This is a genomic window from Pseudomonas sp. TE3910, from assembly GCF_056279025.1.
Genome location: NZ_JBWBQN010000001.1, coordinates 3,575,118 through 3,594,801, shown reverse-complemented (window position 1 = coordinate 3,594,801; position 19,684 = coordinate 3,575,118). Strand labels below are relative to the sequence as shown.

Annotated in this window: 19 protein-coding genes and 2 pseudogenes; 7 read left to right on the top strand and 14 right to left on the bottom strand. The window is 61.2% G+C overall.

Going from position 1 to position 19,684, the window contains the following annotated elements:
- Window positions 1-4: 4 nt before the first annotated feature.
- Window positions 5-466, bottom strand: coding sequence for a YaiI/YqxD family protein (locus ACZ9H3_RS16490; RefSeq protein ID WP_065758026.1), 462 nt, complete (start codon window positions 464-466; stop codon window positions 5-7).
- Window positions 467-525: 59 nt separating this feature from the next.
- Window positions 526-2,424, bottom strand: coding sequence for an FTR1 family protein (locus ACZ9H3_RS16485; protein ID WP_476221560.1), 1,899 nt, complete (start codon window positions 2,422-2,424; stop codon window positions 526-528).
- 349 nt (window positions 2,425-2,773) lie between these two features.
- Between ACZ9H3_RS16485 and ACZ9H3_RS16480 the strand changes: the two genes are divergently transcribed.
- The 4 genes and pseudogenes from ACZ9H3_RS16480 (at window position 2,774) to ACZ9H3_RS16465 (ending at window position 5,909) form a co-directional block, all read left to right on the top strand.
- Window positions 2,774-4,165, top strand: a complete 1,392-nt coding sequence (locus tag ACZ9H3_RS16480) for a COG3014 family protein (protein WP_454240510.1) — start codon at window positions 2,774-2,776, stop codon at window positions 4,163-4,165.
- A gap of 15 nt (window positions 4,166-4,180) precedes the next feature.
- Window positions 4,181-4,552 carry a YcfL family putative periplasmic lipoprotein gene (locus ACZ9H3_RS16475; protein WP_476221558.1) on the top strand — a complete coding sequence of 124 codons (372 nt, stop codon included), beginning with the start codon at window positions 4,181-4,183 and terminating at the stop codon, window positions 4,550-4,552.
- Between the two features lie 24 nt (window positions 4,553-4,576).
- Window positions 4,577-5,164, top strand: a complete 588-nt coding sequence (gene lpoB, locus ACZ9H3_RS16470) for a penicillin-binding protein activator LpoB (RefSeq protein WP_065758029.1) — start codon at window positions 4,577-4,579, stop codon at window positions 5,162-5,164.
- Window positions 5,165-5,167: 3 nt separating this feature from the next.
- Window positions 5,168-5,909, top strand: a pseudogene (locus ACZ9H3_RS16465) (penicillin-binding protein activator LpoB).
- A 65-nt stretch (window positions 5,910-5,974) separates the two neighbouring features.
- Here the strand turns inward: ACZ9H3_RS16465 and ACZ9H3_RS16460 are convergent.
- From ACZ9H3_RS16460 to ACZ9H3_RS16450, 3 genes are all read right to left on the bottom strand, one after another.
- Entirely contained in the window at window positions 5,975-6,607 is a 633-nt protein-coding gene (locus ACZ9H3_RS16460) for a LysE family transporter (RefSeq protein ID WP_099773292.1), read from the bottom strand.
- An 83-nt stretch (window positions 6,608-6,690) separates the two neighbouring features.
- On the bottom strand, window positions 6,691-7,278 hold the full coding sequence (locus ACZ9H3_RS16455) for a mechanosensitive ion channel domain-containing protein (protein ID WP_476221555.1): 588 nt from the start codon (window positions 7,276-7,278) through the stop codon (window positions 6,691-6,693).
- Complete coding sequence (locus ACZ9H3_RS16450; RefSeq protein ID WP_476221554.1) at window positions 7,278-9,188, bottom strand: ATP-binding cassette domain-containing protein; 1,911 nt, start codon at window positions 9,186-9,188, stop codon at window positions 7,278-7,280. The genes ACZ9H3_RS16455 and ACZ9H3_RS16450 overlap by 1 nt, the downstream gene beginning before the upstream one ends.
- 50 nt (window positions 9,189-9,238) lie before the next feature.
- On the opposite strand from ACZ9H3_RS16450, the gene ACZ9H3_RS16445 reads away from it, so the two are divergent.
- Window positions 9,239-9,721 (top strand): TIGR02444 family protein, encoded by a 483-nt coding sequence (locus tag ACZ9H3_RS16445; protein ID WP_476221552.1) that lies wholly within the window; start codon window positions 9,239-9,241, stop codon window positions 9,719-9,721.
- Here the strand turns inward: ACZ9H3_RS16445 and ACZ9H3_RS16440 are convergent.
- Window positions 9,697-10,581, bottom strand: coding sequence for an AlgP family protein (locus tag ACZ9H3_RS16440; RefSeq protein WP_476221550.1), 885 nt, complete (start codon window positions 10,579-10,581; stop codon window positions 9,697-9,699). The genes ACZ9H3_RS16445 and ACZ9H3_RS16440 overlap by 25 nt on opposite strands.
- Before the next feature lie 226 nt (window positions 10,582-10,807).
- Between ACZ9H3_RS16440 and ACZ9H3_RS16435 the strand changes: the two genes are divergently transcribed.
- Complete coding sequence (locus ACZ9H3_RS16435) at window positions 10,808-11,473, top strand: FKBP-type peptidyl-prolyl cis-trans isomerase (protein WP_476221548.1); 666 nt, start codon at window positions 10,808-10,810, stop codon at window positions 11,471-11,473.
- A gap of 4 nt (window positions 11,474-11,477) precedes the next feature.
- Here ACZ9H3_RS16435 and rsd read toward each other — a convergent pair whose 3' ends face one another.
- The 8 genes and pseudogenes from rsd to ACZ9H3_RS16395 all read right to left on the bottom strand — a co-directional run.
- A complete protein-coding gene (gene rsd / locus ACZ9H3_RS16430; protein WP_454240505.1) occupies window positions 11,478-11,948 on the bottom strand; it encodes a sigma D regulator in 471 nt (156 codons plus the stop codon).
- 264 nt (window positions 11,949-12,212) lie between these two features.
- Entirely contained in the window at window positions 12,213-12,740 is a 528-nt protein-coding gene (locus ACZ9H3_RS16425) for a disulfide bond formation protein B (protein WP_099773287.1), read from the bottom strand.
- A 223-nt stretch (window positions 12,741-12,963) separates the two neighbouring features.
- Window positions 12,964-14,205 (bottom strand): heme biosynthesis HemY N-terminal domain-containing protein, encoded by a 1,242-nt coding sequence (locus ACZ9H3_RS16420; RefSeq protein WP_476221545.1) that lies wholly within the window; start codon window positions 14,203-14,205, stop codon window positions 12,964-12,966.
- The gene (locus ACZ9H3_RS16415) at window positions 14,202-15,323 is read right to left on the bottom strand and encodes a uroporphyrinogen-III C-methyltransferase (protein WP_099773285.1); all 1,122 of its coding nucleotides are present in this window, start codon (window positions 15,321-15,323) and stop codon (window positions 14,202-14,204) included. The genes ACZ9H3_RS16420 and ACZ9H3_RS16415 overlap by 4 nt, the downstream gene beginning before the upstream one ends.
- Before the next feature lie 46 nt (window positions 15,324-15,369).
- On the bottom strand, window positions 15,370-16,137 hold the full coding sequence (locus tag ACZ9H3_RS16410) for a uroporphyrinogen-III synthase (RefSeq protein WP_102053242.1): 768 nt from the start codon (window positions 16,135-16,137) through the stop codon (window positions 15,370-15,372).
- Window positions 16,134-17,075, bottom strand: a complete 942-nt coding sequence (hemC, locus tag ACZ9H3_RS16405; RefSeq protein ID WP_065758041.1) for a hydroxymethylbilane synthase — start codon at window positions 17,073-17,075, stop codon at window positions 16,134-16,136. The genes ACZ9H3_RS16410 and hemC overlap by 4 nt, the downstream gene beginning before the upstream one ends.
- 118 nt (window positions 17,076-17,193) lie before the next feature.
- Complete coding sequence (locus ACZ9H3_RS16400) at window positions 17,194-17,940, bottom strand: LytR/AlgR family response regulator transcription factor (protein WP_065758042.1); 747 nt, start codon at window positions 17,938-17,940, stop codon at window positions 17,194-17,196.
- Window positions 17,937-18,044 (bottom strand): annotated as a pseudogene (locus tag ACZ9H3_RS16395) (sensor histidine kinase); the annotation flags it as partial. The pseudogene ACZ9H3_RS16395 and the gene ACZ9H3_RS16400, both read right to left, overlap by 4 nt.
- A 221-nt stretch (window positions 18,045-18,265) precedes the next feature.
- Between ACZ9H3_RS16395 and argH the strand changes: the two are divergent.
- Window positions 18,266-19,660 carry an argininosuccinate lyase gene (gene argH / locus ACZ9H3_RS16390; RefSeq protein WP_065758043.1) on the top strand — a complete coding sequence of 465 codons (1,395 nt, stop codon included), beginning with the start codon at window positions 18,266-18,268 and terminating at the stop codon, window positions 19,658-19,660.
- The last annotated feature ends 24 nt before the right edge of the window (window positions 19,661-19,684 follow it).

The following is a 19,684-nucleotide window of genomic DNA, read 5'->3' as shown; positions in this document are numbered from 1 at the left end:
CGCCCTACCCCGGGAACTCGCGTGCCAGGCGCGTGAGGATGCGGTCCAGCGAGTTGGCGAATGCCTGCTTCTCGCGATCACCGTAAGGCGCCTGGCCACCCCCCACCTGGCCCTGCTCACGCAGATCGGTAAACAGGTTACGCACCGCCAGGCGCTCGCCCATGTTGTGTGGGTCAAACTCACGCCCACGTGGGTCGAGCGCGGCGACACCCTTCTTGATCAGGCGATCGGCCAACGGCACATCGCTGCAAATCACCAACTCGCCGGGAACCGCATGTTCGACGAGGTAATCGTCGGCAGCATCCGGACCACTCGGCACCACGATCAGCCTGACACACGCAAACGCGGGCTTGATCTGGCTTTGCCCAGCGACCAGCACCACCTCGAGTTGGCGCTTGAGGGCGAATTTGACGACCTGATCCTTGGCTGCCTTGGGGCAGGCATCGGCATCGATCCAGACACGCATGGTTATATTTTCCGGAAGAACAGGCGAACAGTATCCCTGCTCGCCTGCCCGGCTTCAAATCAACTGACCTGCACCCGGCGCTTTTCAGCCAGGCGGCTGCGCCCATACAGTGTCGCAACCGCCAGCAGCGCCACAGCCTGGGCCGCCAGCGAATAGGCGTCAGCGTGAATGCCCAGCCAGTCGAACTCAAAGAACGCCACAGGCCGAGTACCAAAGACACCGGCCTCTTGCAGCGCCTTGACCCCATGCCCGGCAAACACCACCGAAAGGGCGCAGAGCAGGCCGGCATTGATGCTGAAGAACAGCGCCAACGGCAGCTTCGCCGAGCCACGCAGAATCACCCAGGCCAAACCAACCAACAGCACCAGTGCCGTGGCCCCACCAGCCAGCACCGCGTTGTGGCCCGCCGGGCCCGCTTGCAGCCAGAGGGTTTCGTAAAACAGCACGACCTCAAACAGCTCGCGGTAAACCGAAAAGAATGCCAGCAAGGCAAAGCCAAAACGCCCACCGCCACTGACCAGGCTGCTCTTGATGTAATCCTGCCAGGCCGCCGCATGACGGCGATCATGCATCCACACGCCAAGCCAGAGCACCATCACACTGGCAAACAGTGCCGTGCAGCCTTCAAGCAGTTCGCGCTGGGCGCCGCTGACATCAATCACATAGGCGGCCAATGCCCAGGTTGCCAACCCTGCCAGCAACGCCAGCCCCCAACCAATGTTCACCCCGCGCACCGCTGCGGCCTGGCCGGTGTTGCGCAAAAAGGCAATGACCGAGGCCAACACCAGAATGGCCTCCAGGCCCTCGCGCAGCAGAATCAACAGGCCGGAAACAAAGCTCAACGACTGGCTCAGGCCGCCGCCACCGAGCAGTTCTTCGGCTTTGGCCAGCTTGCTCTTGGCAACCTCAAGCTTCTGGGCAGCCTGAGCCACTGGCAAACCGTCCTGCAGCGACTGCCGGTAGGCCATCAACGCCCGCTCGGTGTCCTTGCGCGCGTTGGTGTCGAGGTTATCGAGCGAGCTTTCGACCAGTTCGAAGCCTTCCAGGTAGGCGGCAACGGAAAGGTCGTAGGCCTGTTCGCGATCACCGGCCCGGTAAGCTGCCAGGCTCTTGTCCAGCGTACTGGCGGTATAACCCAACAGTTGTGAAGCGCCACGCTGCACCTGCGGCGGCTGGGCTCGCTGGGCGCGGAACACGGCGACGGCCTCAGCCCCTTCGTTGGCCTGGACCTCCAGAGGGGTATGCCGCGCCAGATCAGCGAGGTTGAATTTCCTGTCACTCTTGGCCTTGGCTGGGTCGGCGGTGAAACCTGCGATGTAGGCAGCCAAATCCCAACGCTGACGCTCATCAAGCTGATCGGCAAACGACGGCATGTCCGTGCCTTCGATACCCAGGCCGAGGGTGTTGTAGAGGTCAAACAGGCTCAAGCGGTCCAGCCGCTCGCTGCTGGTCAGGTTGGCGGGCGGCGGCGTCAGGCCTACACCTGCCGGGCCGTCACCAACACCGTTATCACCGTGACAGACAGCACAATGCTGGGCATACAACGGGGCGCCACGAACAGGGTCAGGCGTGATGACCGGTGCCTGGCTTACCTCATACGCCGCCGCCAACTGAGCCCCCAATTGCCGGGCCTGAGTGGCCACCACGGTTGCTTCCTCACGCTGGCTGACCGCCTCACGCAATTGCGCCACACCCTGCTCCAGTGCCTGGCGCTCAGGGCGCTGCGGCAGCGCACTGATCAAACCCTGCAACACCCCCAGGAATTCAAGCTGCTCACGGTACTCAGAAGGGTCTACCACCTTCCCTGCCTCAACGGTTGCCGGGTAATCGGCGCCAATGTAATCGAGCAGGTGCAATGCCTGGGCGGCGCCCTCAACCGTACCGGCAAACAGAGAGGTGCTGCTCAACGCCAACACTGGCCAAAGCAACCAGGCAAGCAAACGGAAGCGGGAAGTCATGAGCGAATCTCGAACAAGAATGCGTGGCATTACATTGTTCACTTCCATTGATTCACACTCAAGGCTTGCGAAGGTCTGCCTTGAAAAAAATTGTCACAAAATCAGGTGGTAAACGCCCTGCGTGTAATCCGCCGCCCGTCGGGTCGTATTCTCTGATGGCAAAACAGGAAGATCCCGAGTCAAAACGCCATTAATTAGCCAGCAAATTGCGCTTATAATGCCGCGCCATTCCATATAGCGAATGGAAATTTAGGCTCCTCTATTAATGAGGATTTGGAACTAGCCGTTCAAAGGGATAACAGCCTCCCGCCTGTTGTGGCTCTTCATTGATCAGGGAAGAAGGTTTCAGATGGCATCCCGTGTCCTTACCGTCGCATCACTCTGTGCGATCGTCCAACTCACTGGTTGCGCGGTTTTTCGCAACTACGACAGTGAACTCCAACAAACCAACCAACACTTGAGCAGTGGCAACGTCGATGCGGCCCTCGCTTTGTTGGAAAAAAACAATAAAGGCGAAGACAAGGACCTGCTCTACTACTTCGAGAAAGGCGAACTGCTGCGCTCCAAGGGCGATCTGGCGGCCAGCCAACAGGCGTGGCACCAGGCCGACAATGTCGTGTTCAAATGGGAAGAGTCGGTAAAGCTGGACACCGGCAAGTACCTGGCCCAGTTCGGCAGCTACCTGGTCAATGACAAGGTGCGCCGTTATGAAGGCTACGACTACGAAAAAGTCATGCTCAGCACCCAGATGGCGCTGAACCTGCTGGCCCTGAATGACTTCGATGCTGCCCGTACCGAAATCAAGAAGACCCACGAGCGTGAAGCGGTCATTGCCGAACTGCGCGACAAGGAATACCTCAAGCGCGAAGAGGAAGCCGAGAAAGAAGGTATTAAGACCGAGTACAAAGACCTGCAGGGTTACCCGGTTGCTGCGCTCGACGCGCCAGAAGTGGTCGGTTTGAAAAACAGCTACCAGAGTGCCTTCAGCCACTACCTGTCCGGTTACGTCTATGAGGCCCTGGGCGAACGCGGCCTGGCTGCGCCAGGCTACCGCAAGGCTGCCGAATTGCGCCCGAACACCCCACTGTTGGAGCAGGCTCTTCTCGACCTGGACAAACCTGCGGCCAAAAACAGCGACAGCGACGTGCTGATCGTGGTGCAAAGCGGTCTGGCGCCAGCCCGTGACTCGATTCGCGTGCCGTTGCCACTGCCCATCAGCGGTAATCTGGTGATCACCCCGCTCTCCTTCCCGATCATCAAGGAAGACACTTCCACGCCGCGGTTTTCGCAGATCGGGCTGGACCGCAACACCCTTGAGCTGACGGCCCTGAACAGCACCACCGCCATGTCTCGCCGCGCCCTGCGCGATGACATGCCCGGTATCATCCTGCGCACCAGCGTGCGTGCGATCAGCCGCGGCGTCGCCCAGAAGCAGCTCAACGACACCAACCCGCTGGCCGGCCTGGCCGTCGGCATCGCCTCGGCTGTCGTCGAAGGTGCCGACACCCGCACCTGGCGCACCCTGCCAGACGACACCCAAGTGGTCCGCGTACGCATGAGCCAGGGCGAGCATACCCTGAGCCTGCCTTCGAACCTGGGCGGCACACAGGTCAAGGTCAAAATCGAGCGGCCCTATCAGGTTGTGACCCTGCGCGTGGTCGGCAGCCAGGTCTACGCCGGCGGCCCTGCTACCCAAGTCATCCCGAACACCACTGCCCAGGCTGTCGCCAGCATCAAGTAACCCAAAGGAAGCGCAATGCGAATCAAACTCCTCGCAGCCTTGACCACCGTTGCCCTGCTGGCCGGCTGCGCGACCCCGCCGCCAGCACCTGGCAGCGCCGCCAGTAAAGTCGTGGTGATGGGCAAGTTGAAAAACATTGAGGTCGGCCAGATGCGGGTTGCCCGCGAGAACGGCTTTCTCACCGTCAAGGTGTCACTGAACAACACCAGTAGCAGCAACAAGGCGATGTTCTACCGCTTTGCCTGGCTGGGTAACGATGGATTCCCTGTAGCCGACGAAGAAGGCTGGAAAACCCTGACCCTGTACGGGTCGCAATCCAGCATTCTGCCGGCCATCGCGCCCGTGCCACAAGCCACCGACTTCCGTCTCGAAGTCCAGTCGCAGTAATTCGATTTTCAGGAGATCCATTTTATGTTCGCACGTTTTTCGATCCTCGCCGTTGTCGTCGCCCTGGCCAGCGGTTGCGCCAACAACTCCCCTGTTCTGGGTGGCAAGAACATTGGCTACGGTGACAGCAAGGCCGTCGAACTGGTCACCAACGAGTTCGGCTCCACTGACCTGCAAATGATCGCCGAGAGCATGACCCGGTCGCTGGCCCAGTCCGGCATCCTTCAAGGCCGCCCTGTCGTGCAGGTCTACGATGTGAAGAACAAGACCAGCGAGTACATTGATACCCGCGAAATCACCACGTCGATCAAGACCCAGCTGATGAAGTCCGGCACTGCGCGCTTCGCCAGCGACAACACCCAGATGCAAAGCCAGGTCGACCAACTGAAACTGCAGAACCAGAGCGGTCTGTACAAGAAAAACACCGTGGCCAAGACCGGCAACATGATCGCGGCCAAGTACCGCCTGGAAGGCTCGATCAGCTCGATCGTCAAACGCAGCAGCGACTACAAGGACGTCTTCTACAAGTTCAGCCTGCAATTGATCGACGTCGAAAGCGGTCTGGCCGAATGGATGGACGAAAAAGAAATCCGTAAGACCACGGAGCGCTAAGCAATGCGTGCATGGATTGCAAGCCTCGGCCTGGCGTGTGCGTTCAGCGCACACGCGGCTCCTAAAGTCGCGGTCACCGACCTCGCCTATCAGGAACGTGTGGAGGAATACATCCACACCGTTTCCGCGCAACAGAGCTCCAACGCAAGCATGTACTCGGCCAACAGCTCGTCGAGCTACAACGAGTACGAGAGCAGCCAGAGCTACGTCGAGCAGACCGAACTGCGCAAGTTCAGCGGTGACATCAAGGGTGAGATTCTCAAGACCGGAATGTTTCAGCTGGTACAAGGCACACCCTATACCGCCAAGGCCAAGGAAGACGTCTACGACGTCATCAAACGGATCAAGAACGGTAATTTCAAGGGTGCTGACTATGTGCTGTTCGGCACCTTGTCGGACATCGACTTCCAGCGTGATATCACCTCGCTGGACCGCACTGACAGCTACTCCGCAGTGCTCGGCCTGACCCTGGTCGCCGACTTCAGCCTGATCAACACCAAAACCTTCGAAATTACCTCGGCGTTTACCGCCATGGGCGAAGGCCAGGACACCAAGCTGGTCAATGGTGACGATGTGCGCGTCACCCTGAACCGGCCGCGTGTGGTCCGTGAAGTCTCCAAGGAGCTGGGCATGGATGTGGGCTCGGCAACTGAGCGAGCAGCTTGGCCAGGCAATGCCGGAACACGAGCGGCGCCCGATGCGCAACAACCTGCCGCCGGACGAACCGGCGCAGATCCTGCGCTAAACAACAAGAAAGGCGACCCTGGGGTCGCCTTTCTTGTTTCTACCGGGGCAGTTGGCGCCCGGAACTCAGACCGTCGCCCGACGCAGGGTCGCCAGCAGCGCAGCAGCGCCCACGAACAACCCGGCAAAGGTACGGTTCATGCGCCGCTGCTGCTTCGGAGTACGCAGCAAGCGCAGTACCCGTGCCGCCAAGCCGGTGTAACCCGCCATGACCAGCAGGTCGACCGCCACCATGGTGGCCGTGATGATCAGGTACTGCGGCAGCAGGTCCAGGTGCGGGTTGATGAACTGTGGCAGTACCGCCAGCATGAAGACCAGCGCCTTGGGGTTGCTGATGTTCACCAGAAAGCCGCGGAACACCAGGCTCAGTGGCTTGCCAATCGGCCGCACGGCGGCGTTGTCACTGAGGTCGGCGGGCAATGCACGCCATTGTTTGACGGCCAGGTAGACCAGGTAGCAGACCCCGAACCACTTGATGAACTGGAAGGCCGTGGCGGATGCCGCCAGCACCGCCCCCACGCCCGCGGCGATGATCGCAATCTGCATGATCAACCCCAATTGCAGGCCCAGCGCATTCCAGTAGCCCCGCCAGAAGCCATACTGCAGGCCACAGGACATCGAGGCAATGGCGCCAGCGCCCGGAGACAGGCTAATCACCCAACATGCAACAAAGAACGCCAACCATGTTTCCAGCGACATGACACACCTCAGCGGGGACTCTAGTACAAAGCCCAACGCTAATGCGCCGCTGGAAAAAACGCCACGGTTTTTTTGACCGCCGATCAGTTGCTCTTCGGCGCGTCCTCGCCCACCAGCGGTAGCGCATCAGCGCCGCGCCAACGCCGTACCGACTTCTGGAAGAACTGGCTGTTGGGCACCTGCACCAGTGCACCGCCAGTCTCGGGCAGCTCGACCAGCGTGGTAAACAACAGGTTGATGGCAATGACACGGCCTTTGACACCCGGCTTGTCAGTGGTGTCCACCAGCTCGACCACATCACCCAGACGGAACGGCCCAACGGTGAAGATCAGCACCGCGCAGAGCAGGTTGGACAGCACACTCCACATGGCAACGAACGCGACCGCTGCGACGGCGACAAACCCCGACAGTGCGGTCCAGAGCACGGTGGCCGACACCCCCAGACGCTCCAGCACGACAATCAGTGCGCTGCCCATGATCAGCCAGCGCAGGCCACCGCGCAGCGGCATTATCAACTCTGGCGGCAACGGGTAGCGTTGCGCCAGCCGGCTCAAACAGCGTGCGACCACACGCTGCAGGAAAAAGGCCGCGACCAGGATCAGCAGGATCTGCAAACCGAGCCACAAGGGCTCGATCCACTCCACCGGCAGCAACTGTCGCAACGCCGCCATCACGACAGTGCCTCCAGCTCCGCCTGCATGGTCTCCAGCACTTCCAGCGCCTCCATCCAGGCCTCCTCCAGCTCGGCCTCACGGCCCTTGAGCTGGGCCTGGCGGGCCAGCAGCTCACGCAACTCATCCTTGCGGGCAGCTTCGTAAAGGGCACTGTCGCCGAGGCTGGCTTCGACTTTCGCCAACTGCTCATGCACGGTGCCAAGCTCACGCTCAAGCTTTTCCGCTTCGCGCTTGTGCGGCGCCAACTGCTGACGCAGGGCTGCCGCCGCCTGACGCTGGGCTTTCTTGTCGGTCTTGTCGGCGTTGGCCGGTGCACTGCTGACCGGGGCATTACGCTGACGGTACTCCGCCAGCCAGCGGGTGTAGTCGTCCAGGTCTCCATCGAAGGTGTCGACCTTGCCGTCGGCCACCAGCAGGAACTCGTCGGTGGTGCTCTTGAGCAGGTGACGGTCGTGGGATACCACCAACACTGCACCGCTGAACTCCTGCAACGCCATGGTCAACGCCAGGCGCATTTCCAGGTCCAAATGGTTGGTCGGTTCGTCGAGCAGCAGGAGGTTCGGCCGCTCCCAGGCAATCAACGCCAGCGCCAAGCGGGCTTTCTCGCCACCGGAGAAATTCAGTACCGGCTCGTCGAGTCGACCACCACGGAAGTCGAAACCACCCAGGAAGTCGCGCAAGGTCTGCTCACGCTCGGTCGGTGCCAGGCGTTGCAGGTGCAGCAATGGGCTGGCTTTGCTGTCCAGCGAGTCGAGTTGGTGCTGGGCGAAGTAGCCCACCACCAGGTTCTCACCGCGCACCAGGCGTCCAGCCAGCGGCTCAAGCTCGCCTGCGAGGTTCTTGATCAGGGTCGACTTGCCCGCACCGTTAGGGCCAAGCAAGCCGATGCGCGCGCCTGGCGCCAACTGCAGCTTGACCTTCTCCAGAATGGTTTTATCGCCATAGCCCAGCCGCGTTTCAGAAAGGTCGAGCAAGGGGCTGGAGATTTTCTCTGATTCGCGGAAGGTGAAGTCGAACGGCGAGTCGACATGGGCCGCCGACAACTCCTCCATCCGCTCCAGGGCCTTGATCCGGCTTTGTGCCTGACGGGCCTTGGTGGCCTGTGCCTTGAACCGGGCGATGTACTTCTCCATGTGCGCACGTTGGGCCTGTTGCTTCTCATAGGCCTGCTGTTGCTGCGCCAGGCGTTCGGCACGGGCACGCTCGAACGCGCTGTAACCACCCCGGTAGAGGGTCAGTTTGCACTGCTCGACATGGGCCACATGGTCGACCACCGCATCAAGGAAATCGCGGTCGTGGGAGATCAACAGCAAGGTGCCGGGGTAACCCTTGAGCCAGTCTTCCAGCCAAAGGATCGCATCCAGGTCAAGGTGGTTGGTCGGTTCGTCGAGCAGCAACAGATCGGACGGGCACATCAGCGCCTGCGCCAGGTTCAGGCGCATCCGCCAGCCACCGGAGAAGTCACCTACCCGGCGTTCCATCTGCTCATTGCTGAAGCCAAGGCCCGCCAGCAACTTGCGGGCACGGGCATCAGCCGTGTAACCGTCGGCACTGTCGAGTTCGATATGCAGGCGGGCCACAGCAGTACCGTCGTGAGCCGACTCCGCTGCCTCCAGATCGCGCTGGATGGTGCGCAGGCGCTCATCCCCATCGAGCACATAGTCCACGGCCAGGCGCTCGAGGGTATCGACCTCCTGACGCATGTGCGCGATGCGCCAATCGCCCGGCAGCTGACAGTTACCGGCGTCGGGCGTCAGCTCACCGCGCAGCAATGCGAACAGGCTGGATTTACCGGCACCATTGGCGCCGATCAGGCCGGCTTTCTGGCCGGGGTGCAGGGTGAGCTCAGCGCCTTCTAGCAGGCGCTGTGGACCACGCTGTAAAGTGAGGTTCGATAGTCTGATCATAATGGCCGCGAAGTCTACCAGCTTCGCCGCCAACTGGCGCGAGTGGGACCATGTACACCGACCTGTGGAATTTTGCCGTGAGCCTCTATACCCGTCCGGGGGTGGAAGCGGCCTGCCTGAGCCTGCAGGACCAGGGGGGGAATGTCTGCCTGCTGCTCTGTGCTACCTGGCTGGAAGCCCGTGGTGTAAAGCCCGATGCCTCCCGCGTGGCACAGTTGCAACAGTTGGCCGAACCCTGGCACCGCCAGGTGGTGACGCCACTACGCTCACTGCGCCAGCAATGGCGCGAAGCAGCAAGCCTGGACCCAGCGCAGGCTCGCCTGCGCGAACAACTCAAGGCACTGGAGTTGGCCGCTGAACGCGAGCTGCTAGAGCGCCTGCAAGCGGCCTCGCTGGCGTGGCCAGTCGCAGAAGTGACTGAGTCGGATTGGCTGGAACGACTGTCGCCGGATGGCGTTAAGGCGTACCGCGACGCGTTGCAGAAGCTACGCGTCGCGGCAGCAAGCACTCAAGACGCGGTCGACGGCGACTGAGCAGCAGGGACTACCGGGCTTGCAGGTGCAGCCGGTTGTGCAGCGGCGGCTGGTGCTGGCGTGGCCGGACTTGCAGGCTTGGCAGCGACAGGCTTGGCTGGGGCTTTCGCAGCGGCAGCTGGTTTGGCAGCGGCCTTGACTGGCGCCTTGGCGGCGGCAGGTTTAGCAGCCGGCTTGGCAGCAGCGGCAGGCTTGGCAGCAGCGCGAGCAGGCGCCTTGGCAGCAGCGGCTGGTTTGGCAGCAGCGCGAGCGGGGGCTTTGACCGCAGCAGGCTTGGCAGCAGCAGTTTTAGCGGCAGGTTTGGCCGGGGCCTTCGCCGCTGTGGCTGGCTTGGCTGCAGCTCGGGCAGGTGCCTTGACGGTCGCAGGTTTGGCCGGCGCTTTGGTTGCAGCCGGTTTGGCAACTGCTTTGGCAGTGGTCGGTTTGCTGGCGGCGGTAGCGGTAACCGCTGCCTTGTCGCTACGCAGGGTCAGGACTTTGCTGGCAGCCTCTTTTACTTTGCCCACGCCCTGGGCAAGCTTCAGGCTTTCCTGAGCATCGCGCTTGAGCTCAAGGATATAGGTGCGGGTTTGTGCCTGACGCTCCTTCAATGCATCGAGCAACTCCTCAAGCTCCGCTACGGCATTCTTGGCCTTGTTCTGTGCCTTGGCCTTGCCTGCAGTGGCAGCGTCCTGAAGTTTGAGGCGGGCTTTATGAAGTTTTTCCTGTGCCTTGCCACGTTGTTTTTCCAACTTGGCCAACAGTTTTTCTGCATCAGCCAGCGCTTGCGAGCAGGCGTTTTCCAAATGCTCAAGCAGGCTGCTGGAGAGTTGATGGAGCAGGTGTAACGGCGTACTTACTGGCTTCTTATTGGCCGACATGGCTTACCTCCTGGCTGATGTAGTTGCGGCTCATACTAGTCTTCTGCTGCTATCGCCGCTAGGGCATGTTGACCGTAATGGATGCGCCGCGTTGCATGCCTGGGCAAAGTGCGTATCGTTGCCGCTGGAGGCAAGTGTAGATGCTGCTGGAAACACTGCCGATAAAGCCTTGGACAATACCTTCAGGCTGGCATAATTGTGCTTCTCCGAAACCTGGACCCTTGCCATGCCGCGCTACTTTCTACTGCCGTTTCTTGTCTTGCTGTCACCGGCCATGGCGCAGGCAGATGGCAATGCCAACGACGCTCATGACCTTGCTTACAGCCTGGGCGCCAGCCTCGGAGAACGGCTACGCGAAGAGGTCCCGGACCTGCAGCTCAAGGCATTGATCGACGGCCTGCAACAGGCCTATCAGAACAAGCCACTGGCCCTGAGTAAAACGCGCATGGAGGCACTGCTCAGCCAGCACGATGCCCAGGCCAACGACGCCGCAGCACAGGCGCAGAGCGAACAGCTACTCGGTGTTGAACGCCGCTTCATGGCCACTGAACGTGCCAGGGCCGGCGTACGAGAGTTGCCGGAAGGTGTCCTGGTCAGCGAGCTGGTAGCAGGCACTGGGGCCAAGCCCAGCAGCGGCGGCAAGTTTCAGGTTCGCTATGTCGGCACACTTCCAGACGGTACGGTCTTCGACCGAAGCGAACAACCGCAGTGGTTCAGCCTGAACAGCGTGATTGAAGGATGGCAGGTGAGCTTGCCGCAGATGGCGACAGGCTCAAAATGGCGGCTGGTCATTCCTTCAGCGCTCGCATATGGCGCTGAAGGTGCAGGGGACTTGATTGCGCCGTACACGCCTCTGACGTTCGAGATTGAACTGCTCGGCGTGGCAAATTGACGGTTCAGGCCTGAACCGCGCCCTCTTCCTTGTGCGCGTTGTGCAGCACCTCGATCAGGCAGTCTTCCAGCTCAAAACGCTCATGCAACAGGCCGCCCAGTTCCTGGAGTTTCTTGGCGAAACGCTCGGGGTCGTTGCAGTTGCCTTTGTCGCAGTGATCGTTAAAGGCAAGGGCAATCTGGGTAATGTCGTCGATACGCGGGCTGATCTGTTCGGCCAACTCCAGGCTGCGGTTATCACCAAAAGCCTTGGCCTCGCTGACCAGTTGCTCCTGCACCTCGAAGTGCCAGGCCGACACATAGTCAACCAGCACCGCACAGAAATCCCGATTCATGTCCTTGTCGGCGAAGGCCGGCTTTGCATCGCGCAGCTTACGGAAGGCTTCCACCAGTTCCGCCCGCTCCTGCAGCCAGCGGTCAATCAGCCGATGAACCCCACCCCAGCGTTCCTGAGCATTCTGACAACTATCGAGCATGGCGATCTCTTCCCTTCAGGGTCGTGCTGCACTACACCGCGTCACGCATTGTTGTGACCGGTTGAAAGCAGCAAACCGGCATAGCGTAGTTTTTTTGTCTGCGTGCTGGGGAGATTATTCCCGTGCGCCCATGCCTTCAAGGTACGCAGGCGACAAAGTTCATACAAGTGTTTAATCCTGCGACGTAGCGCCGCTCATCTACAAAGCTGTTCCAGGTCAATCGAATCAGCGACTTGCGATACTGCCGAGCATGCTGCCAAGGGGTCAGAGGCGTGCCATTCGCCTACGGGCCATCCGTATACGCAGGCCAACAAACGTCACGGTCAGGGTAAAAAGCGTCAAGACCATGAACGCCAGCAGGCTCCATTCAGGAACACTCAGGTCCATGAAGGTCCAACTGATTCGCACGCAGTCCGGGCTCCCCAGCAGCATGGCCTCCAGCACCTGACTCCAGGACCGTGTGTAGACCAGGTAGCCCAAGGGCGGATGACACTCCATTTCAGGCACGAATGAAGCACTTTGCAGCCAGATATGCCGGGCCGCCAGCAAGACCCCGAGCACGGCACACACCAAGGCCACAGCAGCGTAGCGACACAGCCCGCGCAGTCGTGGTCGCTGCAGTAACGCGCCCAGACAGACAATGGCGAACAACGACAGCAGGATGCGCTGGCTCAGGCACAAGGGACACGGCACCAGGCCGAGACCTAACTCCAGGTAGAACGTCCCCCCCAATATGGCCAGCGATGCCACAAAGGCCAGGAGGAACAAGGAGCGCAAACGAACCAACGGCATGAAGAATTCCAAGAGCGGAATGAAGGGGCATCAACGGTAGAGGAAAGCCACAACCCCTTTCAATACGAGCCCTTCGGGACTCTTCGCCAACAAAAAGCAGAAAGTACGGCAAACCAGAAGGGACTGACGAGAGGCCGCCGAAGGCACAATAAACCACACGCTGTAGGAACAATTACCCAGTCGTACAGACCCGCCGTGCCAGGCGGGCCTGCACACAGTGTTGCTAGCTGCGAACACCCTCAGGCAAGGGTAGCGCCAGCAGACGCTCGTCCAGCAGCACCAAGCCTTCCTGAAACAACTGATTGCTGCGCTCGGTATCACCCAACCCCGCCAGCAAACGCGCCAGCTCGGCACAGGTCTCGGGGTTACGCTGCAGGTTCAGGCTGCTTTCCAGGTAGTCACGTGCCTTGCCCCACAGGCGGTTTTGCAGGCACAGACGACCGAGGGTCAACAACAGGCTTGGGTCATCGGGGTGCAGCTTCAACCAGCCTTCGGCTGTCTGCAACTGACGTACGGGATCTTCACCCCGGACCAGCCCATAAAGACGGGCGAGGTGGCTCTCGTACTGACGCTTGAGCGCTGTACGCAACGCCTTTTCAGCCTGAGCCTCGGCACCCAACTGGCGCAGTTGCTCGGCGTAGGCCAGCACCAGTTGCGGCTCCTGGCGCTGCGCCGAGGTCAACTGTTCCCAGGCACGCGCCAATGATTGAAGCCCGGTCTGGTCGTCGTTTTCACGGCGGGCTGCCAGTGACAGGTTCTCACCCCAGGCGCGCTGCTCCAACTCGCTCAGCTCGGCAGCCGGCAGGGCTTTTTCCTTGCGCAAGGCCGGAAACAAACGGATCAAAGCAGACCAGTCGCCGCGCTGTCGATGCAGGCGTTGCAACTGGCGCAGCACCTGAACACTGTGCGGATGGCGATCATGCATGGCTTGCAGGGTCTCCAACGCTCCATCGAGGTCGCCACGGTCGGTTTGCAACTGGGCATGACTCAGGGCGATGGCCAGTTCGGCCTGGGGCTGACGCTCCAGGGCACGCTCCAGCAGGTTGTCGCAGTCTTCGGTACGGCCAAGTTCGTTGGCAGCACGGGCAGCACCGAGGTAGTAGAGCAAGGGCTGACGCTCAGCTTCGGCGGCACGGTGCAGGTTGCGCTGGGCGCTGGCCCAACGGCCTTCGGCCAGATCCAGTTGGCCCTGTTCGATGGCCAGGCGAGTACGCCGGTCGCGGTTGCGCCGAGACCATGGGTTGACCACCCCACCCGAGACGAACACCACACTGAGCAGGTAGCGAACAAGCAAAAAAAGCAGCCACATCCCAAGCAACACCGCCAGCGTTGCCCACACACTGGACTCATAGCGGAAGAAGTTGCCGTAGGAAATCAACACGTAGCCACTGTGGTGTGCCATGCCGATACCTACCAGCGCGGCCACCGCAATCGCCACGACCGTCAACAGGTAGACACGCTTCATGGGCGCGCCTCCTCAGTTGCCTTGCCGGCTGGCACTTCTTCGGCAGGCAGATGACGACGCTCGATATACGCCTGAACCGCACTCAGGCTTTGCGCCAGATCCGGCGTGACAACCGATACCGGCGCGTCAGCCAAGGCCTGCAAACGCTCAAGCATGATCCGGCTTTGTGCATGGTCAGGGTTGAAGTTGGCCAGCAGCACGCTGCGCGCTTCTGCCAGCGCCTGGGCATACACTTTCGGCTCGCCATTGAGCGCAGCCCACTGGGCTTGCTCAAGCGTCAGGCTCAAGGCCAGACGAACCTGATTCAGCGCCTGCCCGGCCAACAATGGCCGGATGTTTTCATCGGCATTGAAATCGATGCGAATGTAGCGGGAAATCTTGTCCCACCACTGCGACCAACGGCTTGCGCCATCACCATCGGCGATCAAGGCTGAATCGCCTTCAGCCTTGACCTGGAAGTCTGGGGCCAGTGCGCTCAACTGCACCACTTGATCACGCAGAGCGGCCAATTGCAGGAACAACCCCGTGCGGTCTGGCTGCTCTACGCTGTGCAGTGCGGCCAGGCTATTGGCCAACTGCTCGCGGGCGGCGAAAGCGCCCGGGTCGCTTTGCTCACGCAGAATGTCATCAGCACCCTGAACCAGGGCGCGGGCACTGGCAATGTCCTGCAGCGCCGACAAACGCAGGCTGGCCAGACGCAACAGGTGCTCGGCCTCTGCCAGCCGCCAGTCTTTGCGGCTCGCCCCCAACACACTTTCCAGGCGCTGACTCAAGCGTTGCTGGTCGCCCTGCAACTGCGCGACCAGGCGGCGACGGTCTTCCAGCTCGGCGGCCGGTGGCAGGCCGGCAAGCTGCGCCGAAAGCTGCTGCTCACGTGTTTGCAGAGCCTCGGCCAAGGTGTTCAGCGCTTGCAAGTGTTCGCCCTGGGCCTGATCGGCGCCTTGAAGCTGACGTACTTGCCATACGCCCCAGCCCCCCACGGCTACACCCGCGGCACCCAGCAACAGCGCGAGAATCGCCAAACCATTACCGCCGCGCTTTGCCGCTGCGGCAGGCGTTTGTTCTGGCGCCTCGGGCGCCGACTGCACTTCATCGTTGGGCAAGACAGTTTCGCTCACGTATCCATCCTTTGCATTGAGGCACGTCGCCAATCAGCTTAGCGCCTTAGAGGGCAGGTGCAGGAGTTTCCCGCAACGCCGCCAGCAAGGCCGCGGCATTGGCACCGCGACAATCTATTACATTCAGGGCACCGGCTGCACGGGCCTGGGCTGCCACCCGAGGGCTCGGCACAAAAATAGGCAACCGCGCCAACTGCGGCCAGTCCTCGCCGGCCAATTGCTGCAAATGTTCAAACCCTTGGCCGCTGCTGACCACCAGGCCATTCAAACGCTCTTCCTCGACACGCCGCTGCAATGTCGACGGCGGGTAGACAGGCAGGCAACGTCGGTACAATTCGAGGTAGTCGACACTAGCACCTTGTTCGGCCAAACGCTCGGCCAACAACTCACGCCCGCCCTCACCGCGCATGATCAATACACGCGCATCGGGCCGGTTAATCGCCTCATGCAAGGCGGGCAACTGCAAAAGTGCCTCGCTGTCATCGCCAGTGCGGGGGTAATGCACCTCCCGGCCATGCGCTTCCAGAATCTGCGCCGAAGCAGCGCCGACCGTGAACCAGGCTTGCTGCGGCGGTTGCGGCCAGTAGTGATCAAGCTGCGCCAAGCCCAGGCGCGCCGCCGGTTTGCTCACGACGATAACCGCACAGTAGCGATCCAGGTGGGCCACCGTGCTGCGCTGCGCGGCATCAAGCGCCAGTGGCTCGATTTCCAGCAAAGGCAAACTGCTGCTGAAGACGCCGCTCTGCGCTAGCGTTTGCGCCAGCGCTGCACCATCTTCGGCCGGCCGCGTAAGCAGCAGACGCCAGCTGCTCACGGGTGACCGGCCTCGCCATAAACAGCCTTGAGGATCTCACCGGCCCCCTGCTTGAGCAGGTCTTCGGCGACCCGAACACCCAGCGCCTCGGCATCGGCGCGTGGCGCACGCGCTTCGGCGTTGAGCAACGTGCCACCGCTGGGTTGACCTACCAGGCCGCGCAGCCATAGCTGATCACCTTCAAGCACGGCATAACAGGCAATCGGTACCTGACAACCGCCGTTGAGGTGCTTGTTCAACGCCCGCTCGGCGCTGACACGGTCGGCGGTGTCGCGATGGTGCAGCGGCGCCAGCAACGCATGGATTTCACTGTCGGCACTGCGGCATTCGATCCCCACGGCACCTTGGCCGCCGGCGGGCAGGCTGTCATCGACACTGATGGTAGAGCTGATACGGTCTTCAAAGCCGAGGCGGATCAAGCCGGCAGCCGCCAGGATGATCGCGTCGTACTCACCCGCATCGAGCTTGGCCAGGCGGGTATTGACGTTGCCCCGCAGGAAGCGGATTTGCAGGTCGGGGCGACGCGCCAGCAACTGTGCCTGACGGCGCAGGCTGGAGGTACCGACCACGCTGCCCGCCGGCAGGCTTTCGAGGTTTGGGAAGGTGTTGGAAACAAACGCGTCGCGCGGGTCTTCGCGCTCGCAGATGCAATACAGGCCCAGACCTTCGGGGAAGTCCATGGGCACGTCTTTCATCGAGTGCACCGCAATGTCGGCTTCGCGCTCAAGCAGTGCAGTTTCCAGTTCCTTGACGAACAGGCCCTTGCCGCCAATCTTCGACAGCGGTGAGTCAAGCAGCTTGTCACCGCGGCTGACCATTGGCACCAGCGTCACCAGCAGGCCGGGATGGGCTTCCTCTAGACGGGCTTTGACATATTCAGCCTGCCAGAGGGCAAGGGCACTTTTGCGGGTGGCAATGCGGATTTCGCGAGTGGACATGGAACGATCCGTACGAGAGAGTTGCTACGGATGATAACAGCTCAGTCCAACGCGCTAGCAGATCTAAATTATCGGATAAGGTCGCCGTCCTTGGCACGATTCGCTCCAGCACTGTCCTTTAGAGCTGCTGCATCATCTTGCGCACGCCCGCCACATGCCGACGGCTGACCACCAGCGCATCGCCATTGAGCCCTTTCAGATAAAGCTGGAAATGCCCTAGCGGCGTGCGCTGCAGGCGTTCAATACGGTTACGCGCGACCAACGCATTGCGGTGGATACGGACAAAGCGGTCACCGAACTCATCCTCAAGGGCCTTGAGTGGTTCATCCAGCAAGACTTCGCCGGACTCATGGCGCAGGGTGACGTATTTGTGATCGGCGATGAAGTAAATGACCTGATCCAGCGGGATCATTTCGATGCCTTTGCGGGTTCTCGCACTGATGTGACTGCGAGGCCCGATGCCGCTCTCAGCGGCCGGGCGCGTCAACGCCGCCAACTGCACCCGGCTGGGACGCTCTGCCCTGCGCAAGCTGTCCCGCAACTCCTCGGCGCGTACCGGCTTGATCAGGCAGCCCAGGGTGCTGTCTTTGAATACGTTTACCGCGAACTCATCATCCGCCGTACAGAACACCACCGCCGGTGGTGCTTCACGCTCGCACAAGCGACCTGCCACCTGCAGGCCATCCAGGCCTGGCATACGAATGTCGAGCAGGACGACATCGGGTTTAAGGCTGTCGATCAGTGCCAGGGCCTCTTCACCATTGGTGGCGCTAGGCTCCAGCACGGTATAGCCCTCAAGCTCGCCGAGCATGCGGCTCAAGCGTTCGCGGGCTTGGGGTTCGTCATCAACGATCAGGACATTCATATTGCGCTGGATTCCTGCGTGAGTCTCGCACAAGGATAGCGTAGACAGGTGAAGTGACGACCGTCACGGCGATCCACGCTCAGACTCGCACGATGGCTAAAAATTCACTGGGTCGGCAGTAAAGATGCCAATCCTCAGTCCAACTGTAGACGGTTGCCGGAACGCTGCCGTTCATTCGCCAAATATCCTGTCAAGAACACACCTTCAACGGCGCCAGCCAGAACCTCGATCACCCATTTATGCCGACCGCCGAACGCCGTCAATGCTGCCAATCCTGCTATTATCGGCGCCACTTTTCCCGTTCACGCCTTCAACGAGCGAATCCATGAGCACTGACAAGACCAACCAGTCCTGGGGCGGCCGCTTCAGTGAGCCCGTCGACGCTTTCGTCGCCCGCTTCACCGCTTCCGTCAACTTCGACCAGCGCCTGTATCGCCACGACATCATGGGTTCGATCGCCCACGCCACCATGTTGGCGAAGGTCGGCGTTCTCACCGATGCCGAGCGCGACAGCATCATCGACGGGCTGAAAACCATCCAGAGCGAAATCGAAGCCGGCAACTTCGACTGGCGCATCGACCTCGAAGACGTTCACATGAACATCGAGGCGCGCCTGACCGATCGCATCGGTATCACCGGCAAGAAGCTGCACACCGGGCGTAGCCGTAACGACCAGGTCGCCACCGATATCCGTCTGTGGCTGCGTGACGAAATCGACCTGATCCTCGCTGAGATCACCCGCCTGCAACAAGGCCTGCTGGAGCAAGCCGAGCGCGAAGCGGAAACCATCATGCCGGGTTTCACGCACCTGCAGACCGCGCAACCAGTGACCTTCGGCCACCACCTGCTGGCCTGGTTCGAGATGCTCAGCCGTGACTACGAGCGCCTGGTCGACTGCCGCAAGCGCACCAACCGCATGCCGCTGGGCAGTGCCGCACTGGCCGGTACCACCTACCCGATCGACCGTGAACTGACCTGCCAGCTGCTGGGCTTTGAAGCCGTGGCCGGCAACTCGCTGGACGGCGTCTCTGACCGCGACTTCGCCATTGAATTCTGCGCTGCCGCCAGCCTGGCGATGATGCACCTGTCGCGCTTCTCCGAAGAGCTGGTGCTGTGGACCAGTGCGCAATTCCAGTTCATCGACCTGCCTGACCGCTTCTGCACCGGCAGCTCGATCATGCCGCAAAAGAAAAACCCGGACGTGCCAGAGCTGGTGCGCGGCAAGAGCGGCCGTGTATTCGGCGCCCTGACCGGCCTGCTGACCCTGATGAAAGGCCAGCCACTGGCCTACAACAAGGACAACCAGGAAGACAAAGAGCCGCTGTTCGACGCCGCCGACACCCTGCGCGACTCGCTGCGGGCCTTCGCCGACATGATCCCGGCCATCAAGCCGCGTCATGCGATCATGCGCGAAGCCGCACTGCGCGGCTTCTCCACCGCCACCGACCTGGCCGACTACCTGGTACGGCGCGGCCTGCCGTTCCGTGACTGCCACGAAATCGTCGGCCATGCAGTGAAATACGGCGTCGACACCGGCAAGGACCTGGCGGAAATGAGCCTGGACGAACTGCGCCAGTTCAGCGACCAGATCGAGCAAGACGTATTTGCCGTCCTGACCCTGGAAGGCTCGGTCAACGCCCGTAACCACATTGGCGGTACCGCTCCAGCCCAGGTACGGGCTGCGGTGCAACGCGGCAAGGCCCTGCTGGCCAGCCGTTAAGCCTCGATACAGGCTCGCCGGGCA